Here is an 18,967-nt window from a genome sequence, read left to right on the forward strand (position 1 = left end):
GGTTATGGGAAACGCATATGTTCATCTGGTATGCCGTCATTTACGAAGCCCCTAATAAAATGGAAATCGGAAAGCATCTGGAGCGGCAGACCGATTGGTGAATAGCATTCCCTCCCATTATGTATGGTCAATGGACCATACATAACCTGATGTCATCCCTCACGATGGTCTTGGAGTAGATGATTTGAATTCAATGTTCACCCGTTTGCAAACGGTAAAGAAAGCCGAAATCCTATGCGGTATAAAAATTTCCCGTGATGACGCTATTAAGTTAAAAGATGATGATTTCATTGAAACCATTCAAGATGCGTTTGAACATCTTTTACCCTTATATCAATTAAATTAAACACATTGATTCCTATTCGGATCCAACAAAAACTGGATAATATAAAAGGAGAGCCTTAAAGCTCTCCTCTGACTGTAGACAAACTCGATAATCATTGGGTTTGTCTACAGTTTTTTTAGGTTTTTAAAAATTTGACCGTTGCCTCCAGGCACTCGCTTTCCACGGGCGATCCGGCGCTTTTGCACCTGCGGGGTCTCCACTGGACACGCTTTTCCGCCAGATTCTCGTACACCCGCCCCAATCAACTATGTTTTAAGATAGAACTCCTTTTTGCCTATAAACTAAGGGCAGCCTGGGAGTCTCTCCATCCCTATTTTTGCACTAAGCCTTTGCTTGCTTGAATCAAGTCTCTAATTCGGTCTTCCTTGCCTTTCTCGAAGCATTCAATGATCTTGCTGCCGACAATGACTCCATCGCAGTATTGTATGGCATCACGGACATGTTCTGTAGTCGATATGCCGAACCCGGCAAGAACGGGAACCGGACTTATCTCTTTTACCTTCTTTAAATAGCCTCCAAGTTCTTCTCCGAAGGCGTCACGGGCACCTGTGATCCCTTTGACTGTAACTGCGTAGATGAAACCCTCCGCCCCTGCGGTAATCTCAGTGATGCGCTCTTGCGGAGACGTGAGTGTCACAAGTCGGATAAGAACGATCCCTGCTGTTTTGATTGATGAAAAGATGGCTTCTTCTTCAATCGGTAAATCGGGGATGATGCACCCGGAAATTCCTGCTCGAAGACAGTCAGTCGTAAACTCTTTAAGTCCATATGCCAGGATTGAATTCGTATATCCCATTAAAATAATGGGGATGTTCACATCATTTTTGATTTCCATTACTTTTTTGAGAACATCTTTTAAAGTTGTTCCATTTTTCAAAGAACGGATTCCAGCTTGTTGGATAACGGGTCCATCAGCGACCGGGTCAGAGAAAGGTATACCTAGTTCAACGGCAGTCGCCCCGCTGTTTTCAAGGAAAAGAAGCTGACTCTTTAACCGATCAAGACCTCCATCACCTGCCATGATATATGGTATGAATGCTTTTTCCTGCTTTGTTTGACATTCTTCAAGCGCATTTGTTAATTTATTCATGTTCACTACCCCCCATCAATGATTGGACCGTTTCAACATCTTTATCACCACGGCCGGACAGGCAAATCACCAGTCCTGTTCCTTTCTCCATTTCTTTAGCAAGCTTTAAACCATAGGAAATGGCATGTGAACTTTCTAAAGCAGGGATGATCCCCTCCTCCCTTGAAAGCATCGCTAGGGCTTCCAATGCTTCATCATCGGTTACTGAAGTATACTCCACCCGATTCGTATCTTTTAAGTAACTATGTTCAGGCCCTACCCCTGGATAATCCAGCCCTGCCGAAATAGAATGTGCCTCCTGGATCTGACCGTCCTCGTTCTGCAAAACATACATGAATGCCCCGTGGAGCACCCCAGGCTTCCCTTTCGTCAAACTTGAAGCATGTAACGGTGTATTAAGTCCATGCCCTGCCGCTTCCACTCCGTATAACTTTACCGTTTCGTCCTCAATGAAGGGATAAAACATCCCCATTGCATTACTTCCTCCGCCTATGCATGCAACTACTGCATCCGGCAGGGAATGAACCGCCTCAGAATATTGACGTTTTGTTTCATTCCCTATCACGCTTTGAAAATCACGGACAATAACGGGGAATGGGTGCGGACCAAGAACTGATCCCATTATATAATGGGTGTCATCCACATTAGCCACCCAATATCGTAACGCTTCATTTACTGCATCCTTCAGTGTCCCGCTTCCTTGTGATACAGATATGACTTTGGCTCCCAAAAGCTCCATCCTGAATACGTTCAATTTCTGTCTCCTGATATCTTCTTCTCCCATAAAGATGATGCATTCCAACTTCAGCAAAGCACACACAGTCGCCGTTGCAACCCCGTGCTGTCCTGCACCCGTTTCGGCAATCACTTTTTTCTTGCCCATTTTCTGAGTCAGCAAAGCCTGGCCGATCGTATTATTTATTTTGTGGGCTCCAGTATGATTCAAGTCTTCGCGCTTCAGATAAATGTCTGCACCGCCAGCCAGTCTCGTTAAGTTCTCCGCAAAATAAAGAGGGGTTTCCCGACCGATATATTGTTTCAGGTAATAACTTAGCTGCCTTTGGAATTCTGGATCATTTTTAGATTGTTCGTATACTTCTTCAAGCTCCGTAATCGCCGCCATTAAAGTTTCTGGAACGAAGCGGCCTCCATATGCTCCAAAATGTCCAGTTTTATCAGGCTGTGTATAAGTATTCATCTATTCATTCCTCTTTTCCGGCTGTATTTTTTGCCTCATTGATAAATGCTTTCATTTTTACAGCATCTTTTAATCCGTTTGTTTCAACACCACTTGCTACGTCAACTGCAAATGGTGAAACGGCATTAATCGCTTTTCCGACATTTTCCGGAGTCAGCCCACCGGCTAGAATTACCTTCTCCAGTGGCAGATCAGCTTTTCGAATCATATCCCAATCCAAAGTCAATCCCTTGCCGGATGCGCTCTTAGGAAGATCGACCAATAGATAATCCGCTGGGTATTCATGCAGGTTTTCAAGGTCTTTCTCTGAATGGATGGCAAAGGCCTTGATCACCGGCAGGGGCATTCTGCGGGCAAAGCTGGCAGACTCGTTACCATGAAGCTGAATATAATCCAATCCCGCAATTTCAGCACTTTTTATCACTTCTTGTTTAGTTTGATTGGCAAACACTCCGACCTTTTTAACATGACCAGCTAGATTCGCTCCGAAATCTCCTACTATCTCCGGCTCAACCTTCCTGCTGCTCTCGGCAAAAATGAAACCAATGAAGTCTGCTCCGGAACTAACAGCAGTCTGAGCAGCTGCCAAAGTCTTTATCCCACAGATTTTCACTAACATATTAATCTCCTTATATACTCATTTGCAGTTCGGCCATCTTGTGCGGAAGATTTGATGCAGTCATGAGTGTCTCCCCGACCAAAACCGCTTTTGCACCAGCAACCTTCACACGCATTACGTCTTCTTTTGTTTTGATCCCACTTTCACTGATAATGATATGTCGTTTGGGATCAAGTAACTTCGCCAGTCGTTCCGTTACAGCCAAATCCACTTTGAAGGTCTTTAAATTCCGATTGTTAATCCCTATGAGCTCTGCATTCAGCTCTAGAGCACGTTCCAGTTCGGCTTCATCATGGATTTCCGTCAACACTTCAAGTCCTTTGTTTTTTGCATATTGATATAATTCATGAAGGCGTTCTTTAGAAAGTGCTGCCACAATCAATAGAATGATAGTCGCACCTGCTTGATGGGCCCGATCGATTTGGATTTCATCGATGATGAAATCTTTGCACAACCTGGGAATTCGTATGGCCTCGCTTACGTTTTTCAAATCTGCAATTGATCCTTTAAAGAAAACCTCATCCGTCAATACGGATATCGCTGCAGCTCCGCCACTTTCATATGAAAGGGCCTGCTCGATGGGATTTACATTGATTTTAATGTCCCCTTTTGAAGGGGAAGCCCGTTTTATTTCCGCGATGACCGCCATCGATTTAGCCGTTTTCAAATTTTCCACCAAAGATGGTCTGACTATGTTGATCATGACCGAATCATCTAAGCCCCTTTCTTTTAATTTTGCGACTTCCACCTTTTTCTGTTCGATGATTTTCGTTAAGATATTTTCCATTACATGACCACCTTATTTCTATTGCCATAAGCAATCAGATTTTCTAACTTTGCAAGAGCCGATCCGCTATCAATGCTTTCTTTGGCCATGGAGATTCCTTTTTTGATCGTCGCTGCCGTACCATGTGCGTATAGCCCCAATCCGGCATTCAATAAAACGGTATCACGATATGCACCTTTTTCCCCTTTGAGAAGCCTAAGCATGATATCGGCATTTTGTTTGGCGTCACCGCCACGGATGGCATCATTTCCGTAAACAGGCAGATCCACTTCTTCAGGATGAAGCGTAAATGGGATAATATCTCCTTGCTCCAAAAGGACGAGTGAGTTTTCACCCTGCAGGCTCGCTTCATCCATGAACCCGGCACCATTTATCACGACTGCGCGTTTCCTGCCCAATTTATGCAGGACTTCCGCAAAAAGCTCGAGCATATCGCGTCGATTGATTCCCATTAATTGCGTGTCGAGTTGGACTGGATTTGTCAGAGGACCGATAAGATTAAATATCGTCGGGATTTTCAGTTCTTTTCTCACTTTCATTATCCTTGCAATATTAGGATGAACAGATGGGGCAAATAAGAATGTGATCCCATTTTCCTCCAACAGTTCCTTTAACATGTCAGGCTCCAAGTACAAATTAACGCCTAATGCTTCCAATACATCCGCACTTCCCGTTTTGCTTGAAATGCTGCGATTTCCATGTTTGGCAACCTTGACACCGGCCCCAGCAAGCACGAAGGCCGATGCTGTGCTTATATTGAAGCTTTGTGACCCATCTCCTCCCGTTCCGCAATTATCCATTACATTAAGGGAGCTTGTTTGTACACTTCTTGCTTCTTTTCTCATGACTCTGACAAGGCTTGCTATTTCACCTGCCGTTTCCCCTTTGGCTTTTAAGGCAATGATGAATGCTGCCATCTCGCTTTCGGAGATATCTTTAGAAAATAACGATTGGGCTGCTCTGCTCATCTCTTCTTCCGTCAATGTTTGACGCTCTGCTAACTTCGCTAAATACTCCTTCACCGCTAACTCCCCCAGTCGTTTTTTGTTTTATAGAATGGATTGTTCCTTCTCTGATTGAAAGGTACCGGCAATCTCATAAAATTGATGTAATAATTCCTTGCCGATTTTCGTCCCTATTGATTCAGGGTGGAACTGTAAACCGTAGAGAGGGAATTCCTGATGTTTAAGGGCCATGATTTCCCCATCATCCAGTGCCACTGCCGTCACAGTCAGTTCTTCTGGCAAACTCCCCCTTTCAACCACAAGGGAATGGTAACGCATTACCGGGAATTGTAAGTCCTGTTTGGCAAAAACACCTGTTCCATCGTGTTCGATTACCGATGTTTTCCCATGCATGATTTGTTTCGCCCCAACAACATTCGCTCCAAAAACCGCCCCAATGGCCTGATGCCCCAAACAAATGCCTAATAGCGGAACCTTCTCATAAAAATTGCGGATGATCTCCATACTGATTCCAGCATCTTCGGGCCTGCCGGGTCCCGGGGAAATGACGATTGCCATTGGATTCAGTTCCTCAATTTCCGCAAGGGTGATTTCGTCATTCCTTTTTACTACAATTTCTTTTTCCACTTCACCTAAATATTGATAAAGGTTGTAAGTGAACGAGTCATAGTTATCAATTAATAAAATCATGTAGTGTGAACCTCCATTAAAGCGCGTGCTTTATTTTGTGTTTCTTCATATTCCGTTTTTGGATCTGAATCATATACGATTCCAGCCCCTGCCTGTACATAGGCCTTGCCATCTTTGATGATCATCGTCCGAATGGCTAAAGCCATATCAAGATCCCCTCCAAAACCTATGTAGCCTATCGAGCCCGAATACATCCCGCGTTTACAATTTTCCAGTTCATTGATCAGCTCCATTGCCCTGATTTTAGGAGCACCTGAAACTGTTCCGGCAGGAAGGCAGACCGTCAGTGCATCTAAACTCGTGTACCCTTCCCTAAGCTTTCCGCTAACCTTCGAAGCAATATGCATGACATGCTGATATCTTTGAATTTCCATTTCCTCGGTAAGGTGGATTGAACCGATTTCGCAAACCCTGCCAAGATCATTTCTACCTAAATCAACGAGCATCTTATGCTCGGCAAGTTCCTTTTCATCCATCAGCAGGCTTTTTTCGAAGCCCTTATCTTCTTCATCCGTTTTTCCTCTCGGCCTTGTGCCGGCAATGGGATTAACATGAACCATTCCTGATGAAACACTGATTAAACTTTCTGGAGAAGACCCAATGATTGTATAGTCACCAAATTCTATATAAAACATATAAGGAGAGGGGTTGGCTAATCGCAAACGACGGTAAGCGTCGAAAGGCTCCCCATCGAAGTCCGCTTTAAACCTTTGTGATAAAACAACTTGGAACACTTCACCAGCTATGATCGCCGATTTAGCTTCAAGGACCATTTTCTCGAATTCATCCTGACTGAAATTCGAGTTGAATTCCAAATATTCCGACGATATTTCCTTTGACGGCTTGCTTGCCTGATTGATTTTTCCCTTCATCTCCAATAAACTTTTTTCACTATCTTCTTCCGCAGTCAAAAGATGGATCTTCTGCAGAACATGATCGAATATATACAATTCTTTATAAAAAAGAAAATGAGCATCAGGCATTTGCAGAGAATCAGGAGGAACCGGACCTATATTTTCATATAGACGAATGATATCATAGCCCATATATCCGATTGCGCCACCGTTAAAAGGAGGAAGATGTATGGGAGCCTCTCCTATTTCCACTAATAATTCGTTTTTTAGAAACTCGATGATATTGATGTCCTTAACGATTTGATCACCTGTTTCAGTGTCTTTCACATTTACTCGGTCAGCAAGTGATGTCACCTCCAAATAAGGTTTTGAACCTAGATATGAGTAGCGGCCGTTGTCATGATGCGAATTCGAACTTTCCAATAAAAACTTCTGGTCACCATCTAATTTCTGAAATATGGCAATGGGTGTATGGATATCCCCTTCAATTGTATCCATTTTGAAACGGAGTATTTTTTTTTCATCCAAATTATTCATCTCTTGATTCCCTCCCGATTCTTATGCGCTCTTATAATCCCCCGGAGGGAAAACCCTTTTGGCCAAATGACCAGGTCTTCATTTCCTCTGGATATTTTCTTTAAAAGGTATATATATTGAAATTCCAATAAAAAAATCCCCTGCAAACACAAATATGTGTCTGCAGAGGACGGTATACCGCGGTGCCACCTCAAGTTGGAAAAATGCATCATTTTTCCCTCTCAAGCAAGAATTGAATTCTTGCGATTACCCTTTAACGGTGGCAGCCGAGTTTCCCTACTTATTTTCAAGAAACCACTCATAAGTCCATTCATCTTCTTATATCGTACCGGATTCCACCTATTCCGGCTCTCTGTGACGCATCTAAAAAGATTACTACTCTCATTCATAGATTTAATTATCATTTTTAAAAAAACGCAAAAAGGGCCCTCATCCAAAGGACGAGGAACCCGTGGTACCACCTTAATTAGCTAAATTAGCTCACTTTACGGCATTAACATGCCTATCTCCATTAACGATGAGATAATCGCCAAAGCCTACTCCGTTCATCCGTTTCGGTTTGGGGCTCGGAAGTCCATTCGCTTAATTTCGTTCACCAGTTTTCAGCAACCACTGGCTCTCTGCAGAACATCATTAAGGTACTCTTCTTCGTCACTGCCTTTATCTTTTTCTTGATTATTATGTTAAAACAATCTTTTCAGTAAGTCAATGGAGTTTTCGAAAAATTATATTTTTAATGTTTCATTTTTATCCATTCCCCGTCATCGATTCCTTTTGCCTTCTTAATGACAAGATAGGCTGAATAGGTGCTGACTGACTCAAACTCATCCGTATACTTTTTTTCATCCGCCTTACCGGGGACTATTTCCTTGAATCTTCGGTAAGCCTTCATGAATTCTTCCTTTTGTATCTTATTTTCATAAGCCTTTTCTACTGCTTCAAAGAATTTAATCACATCTACGATTTCGTCAGTAGACCAATCAAGATCCATTGGATATTGATAATCCATATCCTAAACACGCTCCTTCTAGATAGTTTTTCATGTTGCCCGGCGGACCATGCATCATCATTCTGCCCATTTTGAACGAATTGCTTCCGCCTGGTCGATAATCCGACTGAATAGTTCAGCAGTCGATGGTACATCATGAATCAGCCCCATCACTTGTCCAGCCCAGGCAAAGCCTTCACCTTCGACTCCGTCATGAATATAACGCTGATTCGCTTTTCCACTTATGTATTCCTTCAATTGTTCATATCCGCCGTTTTCTTTTTCAATATCAAGAATCTTTTCGGTCCAGCTGTTTGCAATTACCCTGGCTGGTGCACCAATGGACCGCTTGATGATAACGGTATCATTTTCCGTGCCGGAAACCAAGGCATTTTTATATAATTCATGTGCATGAACACACTCCTTGACAGCTATGAAACGTGTCCCCATCTCGATTCCTTCGGCACCAAGCGCCAATGCTGCCATCAAACCGCGTCCATCTCCAAAACCACCAGACGCGATGACTGGGATTTTAACGGAGTCCACAACTTGAGGAATTAACACGGAGGTTCCAATATCATCACGCCCTAAATGTCCTCCGCCCTCCTGACCAACTACCATCACTGCATCTGCACCAAGCTGTTCAGCCTTCATTGCCTGCCTTCTTGCAGCAACAAGCACCAGTTTTTTCACTTGAGTGCCTTTAACGTAATCAAGAAAAGGGCCAGGGTTGCCGCCGGTTACGGAAACAGCAGCAATTCCCTCTTTCAAGGCTGCTTCAAGCATGTGTTCATAAGGCCTCCCATGCTGGCCGATCGCAAAGTTCACACCAAACGGTTTATCCGTCAATGATTTTGTTTTTCTTATTTCTTCTATCAGCTGCTCCGGGGTGTCCAAGGACATGGCCGTCACCTGCCCTAGCCCTCCTGCATTCGACACTTCCGCAGCCAGGTCGGCATATGCTAAATGGGCCAACCCCCCCTGTACAATTGGGTATTGAATACCTAACAAATCGGTCACACGCGTTTCCCACTTCAAACTCCTCATCTCCCTTTTCAATTGCTGGTTTGTTTATTTAGCTGAATCCCATTAGCTTCCATTATGGCAAAAATTGTTTACCCGTTCAATTTTTAACTCACACATACAATATAAAAAAAGAAGAATTCTTGAGTAAATCAAGTAAATACTAGGAAAATGGATATTTATAAACTGCTGATAATTTTATTGGGCTCCCTAAAGACAAAGACAAATATAAATTGTTTAAGTCAGGACATTAAATCACTCTAGGCATTTATTATAAGACGTGCTATAATTCATATGTTTTATGTCTATCCACAAGCTCACTAACCATTTGAATGGAATCGGAGAAACATACGATCATTAATAGAACGGGAGTAAAACCTCCCATATTTCGTACCTATTTTACTGAAAAGGGGCCACAAAGAATTGTCACAGAATGAAACACCCTTATACACTGCCTTATTGCAGCATGCAAAAAGAAATCCCGTTCAATTTCATATTCCAGGTCATAAAAAAGGAAAAGGAATGGACGCTGATTTCCGTAATTTCATTGGAGAAAATGCATTATCGATAGATTTAATCAATATCGCTCCACTCGATGATCTCCATCAGCCAAAGGGGATCATCAAACAAGCTCAGGATCTTGCCGCTGAAGCTTTTGGGGCAGATCACACATTCTTTTCCGTTCAAGGAACAAGTGGAGCAATCATGACGATGGTCATGACAGTCTGCGGACCTGGGGACAAAATCATCGTCCCAAGGAATGTACATAAATCCGTAATGTCTGCCATTGTATTTTCCGGAGCTGTTCCCATATTCATCAATCCTGAAATAGACAAAGATTTGGGCATTTCACACGGAATCACCGTCGATGCCGTTGAAAAAACTTTAAGGGAACATAGCGATGCAAAAGGATTGCTTGTCATCAATCCCACCTATTTCGGCATTTCGGCTGATTTGCAAAAAATAGTGGAAGTTGCCCATTCCCACCAAATCCCAGTACTCGTAGATGAAGCACATGGTGTCCATATACACTTCCATGAAGACTTGCCGATGTCAGCCATGCAGGCTGGAGCGGATATGGCTGCTACTAGTGTTCATAAACTGGGCGGTTCACTAACGGGAAGTTCCATATTGAATGTTAAGACTGGATTGGTTTCCGCAAATCGTGTTCAAGCCATATTGAGCATGCTCACAACCACCTCAACCTCCTATATCCTTCTGGCTTCCCTAGATACGGCTAGAAGACAACTTGCGACAGTAGGCAGGGAAATGATCGATGAAGCGATCAATCTCGCAGGGTATATCCGTGAGGCCGTTAATGAGATTCCTTATCTTTACTGTGTCGGCAGCGAAATTCTCGAGAGCGAGGCAGCCTTTAGTTATGATCCGACAAAATTGATCATATCCATCAAGGAATTGAATATTACCGGATACGACGTTGAGAAATGGCTTCGTGAAAAGCATAATATCGAAGTGGAACTTTCCGACTTGTACAATATCCTTTGCCTGATAACACCTGGAGACACAAAAACAGAAGCGGACCTGCTGATCGCTGCCCTTAGAGACTTAGCGGATGAGTTCAAGGAAATGGCGGCTGAACATGAAAAGATCGAAGTCCTGCTTCCTGATACACCACCGCTGGCTTTATCACCCAGGGAGGCATTTTATGCAGAGACCGAAGTGGTTCCCATTGAGGAATCTGTCGGCAAAATCAGCGCTGAATTCATCATGGTTTACCCGCCTGGAATCCCGATCTTCATTCCGGGAGAATTGATTACTGAAGATAATATCAATTACATCCGGAAAAACATCGAGGCCGGACTTCCGGTTCAAGGCCCTGAGGACCCAGAAATAAAACATTTACGCATCATAAAAAATGATTGATCCCATCAAACCAGAGCAGAGTACTGCTCTGGTTTTTTTGAACCTTTTATTATTAAGCACTGGCTTCTATAAAAAGGGTGCTTCAGGTTAAAGCCCTGAAACACCCTTACATTCTATTAATCTTGAAATCTTTTTTCCATTTATTTTTCAGAGGCAGCTGTATCACAGCTTTGGCAGTTGTGATTGTGTGTGTATAATACACTTACTTTCTCATCTTCAAAATGTTCAATCGTGCTATTGCAAGTTTGACATACGATAGTTCCCATTTTTACAACCCCTTCCCCTATATTGTATGCATTATTGACATAATGTAACCGCTTTAAATGAATTATAATATAACACATTTATTATTTCAAGCTAAAAAGTATAACATATATACTTTTTCCCACTTAATGAACGATCATCTTGAAAGAACTGCATTCCAATCGTTCGTTAGACTGATTCTTTTTTTAAAACACGGTAATTTATTTATAAACGAAGGGCCCTGGACCAGTGCATCACACTCCTTGCTTTAGCATGGCAAGGTGAAAAAGGAATTTCGCCTTTTCATTTACATATAGATAGGTATATAATACATCCGTAAAATGTTAAAATATTCTTACATCTTATCGATTTAAGGGGGATCCACATGATTGAAAATGCCTATATCAAACTTGTTCCTGAGTCCGTGAAAGGAACTGTAACCATCGAAGACGTGAAAGAATTACTGAACTATTATCAAATGATTACAGCGAAAACCGGAAAGCAACTGGATTGGGACTATGATAAGAAAGCATTTCCTTATGAAATGAAAGAACCGGAAAGAATGAAGGATAAGGCCATATATCTCCAAGCCAAAGAAGATCGATATCACATGATATTGATAGGAGTTGACCAAGAAGTCGTAAAGGATGAAGATGGATCAGATCGGATCCAATCCTATATCCAATTCACCCTCCCCGAAACAGCAACTTTCGGTGATAAGGGAAAAGCTAATGAATTGTGCAAATTCCTTGCAAAGAAATTACGGGCGCAGCTGCATCTCTTCAATAAACGGGTGATGTATTATTACCCAAGGAAATAAAAAAACCTGCAAATTGGCTCATGCAGGCGTTTCAATTAATTTTGGATCAAGGAACTCGTAGCCTTTCTTTTGAAAACCTTTCACGATATCCTCTATCGCTTCACTCGTCCATTTCCGGTCATGCATCAGTAAGTTCGCCCCATTTCCCAAATAAGGGCTGTTCAACATGATTTCCGTTAAAGCTTTTTTATCCTGATACTCTTTTTCCCAGTCATATCCGTAAGTCCAATTCATGACCAACATTTTTTCTTTCTCAGCGACTTTTTTTGAATGCTCGGTATTCGACCCAAATGGCGCCCTGAAGTACTTAGGGCGCACCCCTATTATTCCCTCAACCAAATTGTTCAATTTTACGATTTCCCGCTCTTGTTCCTTTTCGTTCAACTCTTTTAAATTCACATGGGAATACGTATGATTTCCTATGGAAAAACCCATTTCATGAATTTCTTTCAGCATCGCTTTATTTTCATCATTTTCAAGAAAGTGACCATTTACGAAAAAAATCGCAGGTACTTCAAGTCGCTTCAGGGTTTGGGCGATTGCCAGGGAATATTTTTCAGGTGCATCATCAAATGTCAACAACACAACTTTCGGATTTGCATCCCCAATCGGTTTAAATGACCAATTCTCTTTATCCACCCGATATTCTGCCTTTACATTCCCTTCGCCAATCGTTTGTGACGTTTCCGTTTCCAAATCTTTATCTTGCTGACTTTCATCTTGGACCGTTGTCGTCGTTTCCACACTTTTTTCATTCTCATTTTCAGTTTGACCGGAACTCGGGTCATTACAAGCCACCAATAAAAATGATACTAATGTAAATAATGCCACTACTTTTTTAAACATGATTCCTCCGTTGTTTCATATGTCATCGAAGCTTACGAAAAATTCAATATACGGGTACCAGCGTTTCCAAAAGGATTTGCAAAATCCCGTAACATAATAGACTTATCACGGTAACAAGCATGGTTCGTCTATTGGATTTTAAAATCATTTTACCAATGTAAATGGCTAGATAAGAAAAGACCAGAAACATGAATACTTTGAAAACCAATCGATCGTTAACAGACAGCCATTCAACTAATGTATACCCACTCCAAACGATTAGTTGAAAGAGGATTACCAGATAATTTTTCAAGTGATCCACCCCATTTTAATATGAATATATCAGCCATGATTGGCAAAAAATATTCCTTTAACAAATCGCTCATCTTATTTTTTATCCTCTATGGCCTTTTTCAAACCATTTCAAGGAAAAAAGTAAGAAGTCCTTTTATAGCTTATGCCCTTTTTGTCCATTTCATTTAACTAGTAAGAAGAAATTCATGTATGGGGAGTCTCCTTCATTTTTTAAATCCGGCCAAAAAAAAGCGTACTGCATTTAGCAGTACGCTTTTATATAACTCAATTACTTAATGATGTGGATAGGAGTTCCAAGGGCAACTTCAGCAGCTTCCATTGTGATTTCCCCTAAAGTTGGATGTGCATGGATTGTCATCGCAATATCTTCGGCAGTCATACCTGCTTCGATAGCCAAACCAAGTTCTGCAATCATATCAGAAGCGTTTGGTCCTGCAATTTGTGCTCCAATAACCAATCCGTCTTCTTTGCGAGTGATAAGCTTCACAAATCCGTCCGTATTATTTAAGGAAAGAGCACGTCCATTTGCAGCGAATGGGAATTTAGAAGCAAGCGCTTCGATTCCAGCTTCCTTCGCTTCTTTTTCATTATAACCGACAGAAGCAAGTTCCGGTTCAGAGAATACAACAGCCGGAATAGCAAGATAGTCGATTTCAGATGAATGTCCAGCAATGGCTTCAGCTGCAATTTTACCTTCATAAGAAGCTTTATGAGCTAACTGAGGTCCAGAAACGATATCACCGATTGCGTAGATGTTTTTCACGCTAGTACGGCATTGTTTATCCGTTTCGATCAAACCGCGGTCAGTCATTTTGATTCCGACTTGTTCCAGGCCGATTTCAGCAGTGTTTGGACGACGTCCAACTGTTACTAAAACGTAATCGGCTTCAACTTTTTTCTCTTCGCCTTTTACTTCATAAGTAACGGTTACACCTGTATCAGTTTCTTCCACGCCTTTAGCATTTGCTTTAGTAACAATTTCAGCACCTTTGTTTTTAAGGTTACGCTTAACAAGTGCTGCCATTTGTTTTTCAAAGCCTGCAGAAAGGATTTCTTCGGTACCTTCAAGGATCGTCACTTTAGTGCCAAAGCTAGCGAATGCTCCGCCAAGCTCAGTTCCGATGTAACCTCCGCCGATTACCACGATCGAACTTGGAACTTCTTCCAAGGCAAGAGCGCCAGTTGAATTAAGTACACGTTTCGTATATTTAAATGACGGAATCTCGATTGGCGATGAACCAGTAGCGATGATTGCGTTTTTAAATGTATATGTTTGGGCTGAGTCTTCATTCATAACACGGATGCTGTTTTCATCAACGAAATAAGCTTCGCCAGTTACAACATCAACATTATTGCCTTTTAACAGGCTGCTTACACCGCCTGTTAATTTTTTTACAACAGAACCTTTCCAAGCTTGTACTTTAGAAAAATCAACAGTAACTTTTTCTGCAAAGATACCCATATCTTCTGAATGCTGAGCTTCATGGAAACGGTGTCCAGCCGAAATTAAAGCTTTCGATGGAATACAGCCTACATTCAAACAAACTCCGCCGATTGTTCCTTTTTCAACGACCGTTACTTTCTGTCCAAGCTGTGCTGCGCGAATTGCGGCAACATATCCCCCTGGGCCTGAACCGATTACTAAAGTATCTGTTTCGATTGGAAAATCTCCTACTACCATTGTTTACGCCTCCATTAACAATAATTCTGGGTCGTTCAATAACTTTTTGATATGATTCAATGCATGTTGAGCTGTTGCTCCATCAATCATGCGGTGATCAAAGCTCAGTGATAATGCCAGAACTGGAGCGGCGATAATTTCCCCGTCGCGTACAATTGCTTTTTCGGCAATGCGTCCAATCCCTAGAATGGCAACTTCTGGATGATTGATAACAGGTGTGAACCATTGACCGCCTGCGGAACCGATATTCGTAATGGAGCAAGAAGCACCTTTCATTTCGTTAGGAGCCAATTTGCCGTCACGGGCTTTCGTCGCTAATTCGTTAATTTCTTGTGAAATAGCAAAAGTTGATTTACGATCTGCATCTTTTACAACTGGAACGAGCAGTCCTTTGTCTGTGTCTGCCGCAATTCCGATATTGTAATAGTGTTTATGGATAATCTCACTAGCTTCATCATCAAATGATGTGTTAAGCATAGGGAATTCACGCAATGCACTTGTTAACGCTTTAACAACATAAGGTAGGAATGTAAGCTTGATTCCTTTTTGTGCAGCAATTTCCTTGAATTTCTTACGGTGAGCAACCAATAGCGTCACATCGACTTCATCCATTAATGTTACATGCGGAGCTGTCTGCTTGGACTTAACCATTGCTTTTGCGATCGCTTTTCTCATACCGCTCATTTTCTCACGAGTTTCAGGATATTGCCCTTCTGGAATTGAAACTTTTTGTTTTTCGGTCGTTTCCGTATCTTTTTGTTGTGAAGCTTCACTTTGAGCTGCTGGTTGCTGTGGAGCGGTTTTGCCGTTTTTGAAAGCATCAATGTCTTCCTTCATGATTCGGCCGTTATCCCCAGAACCAGTGATCTCACGAATATTTACCCCTTGTTCGCGTGCATATTTCCTGACAGAAGGCATGGCGATAATACGACGTGAAGGATCTGCCTCAACCTGTGGTTGTGCTCCCGCGCCCGTTACTCCGCTATTTTCTTGAACCGGAGCAGCCTCTTTCTTGACTTCCTGTCCAGCTTCAGCAGTTGCTTGAACCTGGGCCTCCGTATTCTTCTCGCCTTCTGCCTTCGCTTCTTCTCCATGATCCCCTTTAAACTGAAGATTTTCATAACCTGGAGCATCGAATGTTACAAGTACATCGCCAACAACGGCAACCGTTCCTTCTTGAACAAGGATTTCTTCAACGGTACCTTCCACCGGGGATGGGATTTCAACAACGGCCTTATCGTTTTGAACCTCGCAAAGCACGTCATCTTCTTGTATCTTATCTCCTGGTTTTACAAACCATTTCACTATTTCACCTTCGTGTATACCTTCTCCGATATCAGGGAGTCTAAATTGGAATGCCACTGAGTTCAACCTCCTATATTAAATCATACTTAGTGCTTTGAATAAAGTCCTTTATCTTGCATTACCGTTAATGCAAAATCACTTTCCCAAGCAGGACATTCATTCCATTACTTAAGATTGTTAAAACTTCAAGACTTTAGTCGCCGTTTCAATAATGTCTTTATAATTAGGGAGCCATACTGTTTCAGCTTGTGAAAACGGGAATACCGTATCAGCTGCCGCCACGCGCAGTACTGGAGCATCCAAGCTCAAAATGGCACGTTCGTTAATTTCCGCTACGACATTCGCCGCTATACCAGCTTGCTTTTGTGCTTCTTGAACAACGATAGCGCGTCCTGTTTTTTCTACAGAAGCAATGATTGTATCGATATCCAATGGTGATACAGTCCGTAAGTCGACCACTTCGACGGAATGACCATCCTTAGCCAATTCCTCAGCTGCCTTGATGGATTCCTGCACCATCGCACCATAAGTAATAATGGATAAATCCGTTCCTTCTCTTTTCACATCCGCTTTTCCTAATGGAATTGTGTATTCTTCTTCAGGAACTTCCTGACGGAAAGAACGGTACAATTTCATGTGCTCAAGGAAAATGACAGGGTCATTATCACGAATCGCTGAAATCAATAAGCCTTTTGCATCGTAAGGAGTGGAAGGGATAACTACCTTTAACCCTGGTTGCTGGGCCATTAAACCTTCTAAGCTATCAGCATGCATTTCCGGAGTATGCACTCCGCCCCCAAAAGGTGAGCGAATTGTAACCGGTGCACTGTAACGTCCGCCTGAACGGTAGCGCATACGAGCAAGCTGACCGCTTACGGAATCCATTACTTCATATACAAACCCAAAGAATTGAATTTCAGGAACAGGACGGAAACCTTGTAAAGAAAGACCGACCGCTAATCCACCGATTCCAGATTCAGCAAGAGGTGTATCGAATACACGATCTTCACCGAATTCTTTTTGAAGATTTTCCGTTGCACGGAAAACTCCACCATTAAGACCTACATCTTCTCCAAAAACGAGTACATTCTCGTCATTTTTAAGTTCTGTACGTAATGCTTCTGTAATTGCTTGAATCATCGTCAATTGAGCCATGGCTTACTTCGACTCCTTCTCTTTATAAATTTCATATTGTTCTTTTAAGTTATAAGGCATTTCTTCATACATGATTTCAATTAGGTCTGTAACCTTTTGTTTAGGTTCTGCATCAGCCAATTTGATTGCTTCTTTAATATCGTCTTTGGCCTTCTCTATCGTTTCGTTTTCTAATTCTTCATTCCAAAGTTTTTTGCTTTCCAAGAACTTACGGAAACGAACCAATGGATCTTTCAGTTCCCACTCGTTATCCATTTCGGAAGTACGGTAACGTGTCGGGTCATCCCCAGCCATCGTATGTGGTCCATAACGGTAAGTTAATGTTTCAATCAATGTAGGGCCTTCACCATTGATCGCACGTTCACGCGCTTCTTTAACGGCTGTATAAACGGCCAACGCATCCATACCATCAACCTGGATTCCAGGAATACCTGCAGCCACACCCTTTTGGGCCAATGTTTTCGATGCTGACTGCAAATCAACTGGTGTAGAGATTGCAAAACGGTTATTTTGCACGATGAAGATAGCTGGCGCTTTAAATGCACCTGCAAAGTTAATTCCCTCATAGAAGTCACCTTGTGAAGTTCCACCGTCACCCGTATATGTAATGGCAACAGCTTTTTTCCCGCGTTTCTTCAACCCAAGAGCCACTCCGGCAGCTTGGATATATTGAGCGCCGATAATGATTTGAGGAGAAATTACATTGACGTCTTCAGGGATTTGATTTCCCTTAAAATGACCCCGGGAGAATAAGAATGCTTGCCAAAGCGGCAGGCCATGCCAAACGATTTGCGGAACATCACGATAACCAGGCAAAATGAAATCTTCTTTTTCCAAAGCATACTGGGAAGCGATTTGAGAAGCTTCTTGACCGGCAGTCGGTGCATAGAAACCTAATCTGCCTTGACGGTTCAGTGATATGGAACGTTGATCCAAGATGCGTGTATAAACCATACGGCGCATTAATTCTTGCAATTGTTCATCACTTAAATCAGGCATAGCCGCTTCATTCACGACTTCTCCCTCTTCATTTAAAATTTGAAAAGTTTCAAATTGTTCTTCTACTTTCTTAAGCTGATCCTGAACATTAATTTTAGCTTGTTTAGTTTTTTGAGCCATTTGGCACCTCATCCTTTCATTAAAAAGGTTTGCTATTATTATTCTATAAAGCAAAAATAGTTTGCTTTTTAGTTTCTTCAACAATACATTCTTTTATTTTTCCCTTAAGACCAATCCTCAAACGTGGATATGCTTAATATGTCTCAATCTTATTCTGTACCATAAAAAAAATCAAGGAAAATGATACAAGAATTTTTATAGATTAAGTTTACAAGATGAATTAACATCAAGTCAATCACTTGGAGTTCCTTATAATTTTGATTTAATAGAATTTCCAATACTCATACTTCTTCTCTGTATTAGTTTTCAATTTATAACTGTACTATTAAATTTCCCGTATTTTTCAATTTAAGGATGGCGAAGGATAACATTTCAATTCCCCAGCATATCCCATCGATTCCAAAACCGCTTTGACTAAAGGCATTTGAGCCCTTAAAATAATATTCCGATAAAATATTCAAGCGCTTTCATCTAAGTCTGCTGTTAGATTTTTAATTATCGTTTTTTTTTAGTACAGGTATGA

General features: G+C 41.8%; 20 protein-coding genes and 2 other annotated features. Of the genes, 4 read left to right on the top strand and 16 right to left on the bottom strand.

Features of this window, described 5'->3' with window-relative positions; all coding sequences use genetic code 11:
* Both ADA55_RS31470 and ADA55_RS31080 read left to right on the top strand, forming a co-directional pair.
* Nucleotides 1–101 (top strand): DUF1054 family protein (locus tag ADA55_RS31470; RefSeq protein ID WP_153246148.1); only part of this gene is annotated, 101 nt, incomplete at its 5' end.
* 53 nt (nucleotides 102–154) lie between these two features.
* Entirely contained in the window at nucleotides 155–346 is a 192-nt protein-coding gene (locus ADA55_RS31080; protein ID WP_153246149.1) for a DUF1054 family protein, read from the top strand.
* A gap of 310 nt (nucleotides 347–656) precedes the next feature.
* Here the strand turns inward: ADA55_RS31080 and trpA are convergent, their stop codons facing one another.
* The 9 genes from trpA to ADA55_RS19945 form a co-directional block, all read right to left on the bottom strand.
* Nucleotides 657–1,436: a tryptophan synthase subunit alpha gene (trpA, locus tag ADA55_RS19905; RefSeq protein ID WP_048687062.1), complete on the bottom strand. Its 780-nt coding sequence runs from the start codon at nucleotides 1,434–1,436 to the stop codon at nucleotides 657–659.
* Nucleotides 1,429–2,634 carry a tryptophan synthase subunit beta gene (gene trpB / locus ADA55_RS19910; RefSeq protein WP_048687064.1) on the bottom strand — a complete coding sequence of 402 codons (1,206 nt, stop codon included), beginning with the start codon at nucleotides 2,632–2,634 and terminating at the stop codon, nucleotides 1,429–1,431. Before trpB ends, trpA begins: the two co-directional genes overlap by 8 nt.
* 4 nt (nucleotides 2,635–2,638) lie before the next feature.
* Nucleotides 2,639–3,253, bottom strand: a complete 615-nt coding sequence (locus tag ADA55_RS30095; protein ID WP_048687066.1) for a phosphoribosylanthranilate isomerase — start codon at nucleotides 3,251–3,253, stop codon at nucleotides 2,639–2,641.
* Nucleotides 3,254–3,263: 10 nt separating this feature from the next.
* Nucleotides 3,264–4,040, bottom strand: a complete 777-nt coding sequence (gene trpC, locus ADA55_RS30100) for an indole-3-glycerol phosphate synthase TrpC (RefSeq protein ID WP_048687067.1) — start codon at nucleotides 4,038–4,040, stop codon at nucleotides 3,264–3,266.
* Nucleotides 4,040–5,062 (bottom strand): anthranilate phosphoribosyltransferase, encoded by a 1,023-nt coding sequence (gene trpD, locus ADA55_RS30105; protein WP_048687068.1) that lies wholly within the window; start codon nucleotides 5,060–5,062, stop codon nucleotides 4,040–4,042. Before trpD ends, trpC begins: the two co-directional genes overlap by 1 nt.
* A 27-nt stretch (nucleotides 5,063–5,089) precedes the next feature.
* Entirely contained in the window at nucleotides 5,090–5,695 is a 606-nt protein-coding gene (locus tag ADA55_RS30110) for an anthranilate synthase component II (RefSeq protein ID WP_048687070.1), read from the bottom strand.
* Nucleotides 5,692–7,086: an anthranilate synthase component I gene (gene trpE, locus ADA55_RS19935; RefSeq protein ID WP_048687072.1), complete on the bottom strand. Its 1,395-nt coding sequence runs from the start codon at nucleotides 7,084–7,086 to the stop codon at nucleotides 5,692–5,694. Before trpE ends, ADA55_RS30110 begins: the two co-directional genes overlap by 4 nt.
* A gap of 162 nt (nucleotides 7,087–7,248) precedes the next feature.
* Nucleotides 7,249–7,484 (bottom strand) — a binding site (T-box leader).
* Nucleotides 7,485–7,519: 35 nt separating this feature from the next.
* Nucleotides 7,520–7,750: a binding site (T-box leader), on the bottom strand.
* A gap of 69 nt (nucleotides 7,751–7,819) precedes the next feature.
* On the bottom strand, nucleotides 7,820–8,095 hold the full coding sequence (locus tag ADA55_RS19940; RefSeq protein WP_048687073.1) for a UPF0223 family protein: 276 nt from the start codon (nucleotides 8,093–8,095) through the stop codon (nucleotides 7,820–7,822).
* 57 nt (nucleotides 8,096–8,152) lie between these two features.
* A complete protein-coding gene (locus ADA55_RS19945; protein WP_048687074.1) occupies nucleotides 8,153–9,112 on the bottom strand; it encodes an NAD(P)H-dependent flavin oxidoreductase in 960 nt (319 codons plus the stop codon).
* Between the two features lie 408 nt (nucleotides 9,113–9,520).
* Between ADA55_RS19945 and ADA55_RS19950 the strand changes: the two genes are divergently transcribed.
* Nucleotides 9,521–10,981: an aminotransferase class I/II-fold pyridoxal phosphate-dependent enzyme gene (locus ADA55_RS19950; RefSeq protein WP_048687076.1), complete on the top strand. Its 1,461-nt coding sequence runs from the start codon at nucleotides 9,521–9,523 to the stop codon at nucleotides 10,979–10,981.
* Nucleotides 10,982–11,121: 140 nt separating this feature from the next.
* Here ADA55_RS19950 and ADA55_RS28790 read toward each other — a convergent pair whose 3' ends face one another.
* Nucleotides 11,122–11,247 carry a GapA-binding peptide SR1P gene (locus ADA55_RS28790; RefSeq protein WP_072272684.1) on the bottom strand — a complete coding sequence of 42 codons (126 nt, stop codon included), beginning with the start codon at nucleotides 11,245–11,247 and terminating at the stop codon, nucleotides 11,122–11,124.
* Nucleotides 11,248–11,609: 362 nt separating this feature from the next.
* Here ADA55_RS28790 and ADA55_RS19955 point away from each other — a divergent pair, with 362 nt between their 5' ends.
* On the top strand, nucleotides 11,610–12,044 hold the full coding sequence (locus ADA55_RS19955; protein ID WP_048687078.1) for a DUF1885 family protein: 435 nt from the start codon (nucleotides 11,610–11,612) through the stop codon (nucleotides 12,042–12,044).
* An 18-nt stretch (nucleotides 12,045–12,062) separates the two neighbouring features.
* Here ADA55_RS19955 and ADA55_RS19960 read toward each other — a convergent pair whose 3' ends face one another.
* The 6 genes from ADA55_RS19960 to pdhA all read right to left on the bottom strand — a co-directional run bounded on the left by ADA55_RS19960 (nucleotide 12,063) and on the right by pdhA (nucleotide 18,444).
* Entirely contained in the window at nucleotides 12,063–12,890 is an 828-nt protein-coding gene (locus tag ADA55_RS19960) for a polysaccharide deacetylase family protein (protein WP_048687080.1), read from the bottom strand.
* A 43-nt stretch (nucleotides 12,891–12,933) separates the two neighbouring features.
* Nucleotides 12,934–13,191, bottom strand: coding sequence for a hypothetical protein (locus tag ADA55_RS28795; RefSeq protein WP_309247762.1), 258 nt, complete (start codon nucleotides 13,189–13,191; stop codon nucleotides 12,934–12,936).
* A gap of 261 nt (nucleotides 13,192–13,452) precedes the next feature.
* Nucleotides 13,453–14,865: a dihydrolipoyl dehydrogenase gene (gene lpdA / locus ADA55_RS19965; protein ID WP_034314059.1), complete on the bottom strand. Its 1,413-nt coding sequence runs from the start codon at nucleotides 14,863–14,865 to the stop codon at nucleotides 13,453–13,455.
* Nucleotides 14,866–14,868: 3 nt separating this feature from the next.
* A complete protein-coding gene (locus tag ADA55_RS19970) occupies nucleotides 14,869–16,227 on the bottom strand; it encodes a dihydrolipoamide acetyltransferase family protein (RefSeq protein WP_048687082.1) in 1,359 nt (452 codons plus the stop codon).
* A 120-nt stretch (nucleotides 16,228–16,347) separates the two neighbouring features.
* On the bottom strand, nucleotides 16,348–17,325 hold the full coding sequence (locus tag ADA55_RS19975) for an alpha-ketoacid dehydrogenase subunit beta (RefSeq protein ID WP_034314063.1): 978 nt from the start codon (nucleotides 17,323–17,325) through the stop codon (nucleotides 16,348–16,350).
* Between the two features lie 3 nt (nucleotides 17,326–17,328).
* Nucleotides 17,329–18,444: a pyruvate dehydrogenase (acetyl-transferring) E1 component subunit alpha gene (gene pdhA / locus ADA55_RS19980; RefSeq protein ID WP_034314064.1), complete on the bottom strand. Its 1,116-nt coding sequence runs from the start codon at nucleotides 18,442–18,444 to the stop codon at nucleotides 17,329–17,331.
* Nucleotides 18,445–18,967: the final 523 nt, after the last annotated feature.

It is taken from the genome of Bacillus sp. 220_BSPC, assembly GCF_001054655.1.
Lineage (GTDB): Bacteria > Bacillota > Bacilli > Bacillales > DSM-1321 > Peribacillus > Peribacillus frigoritolerans.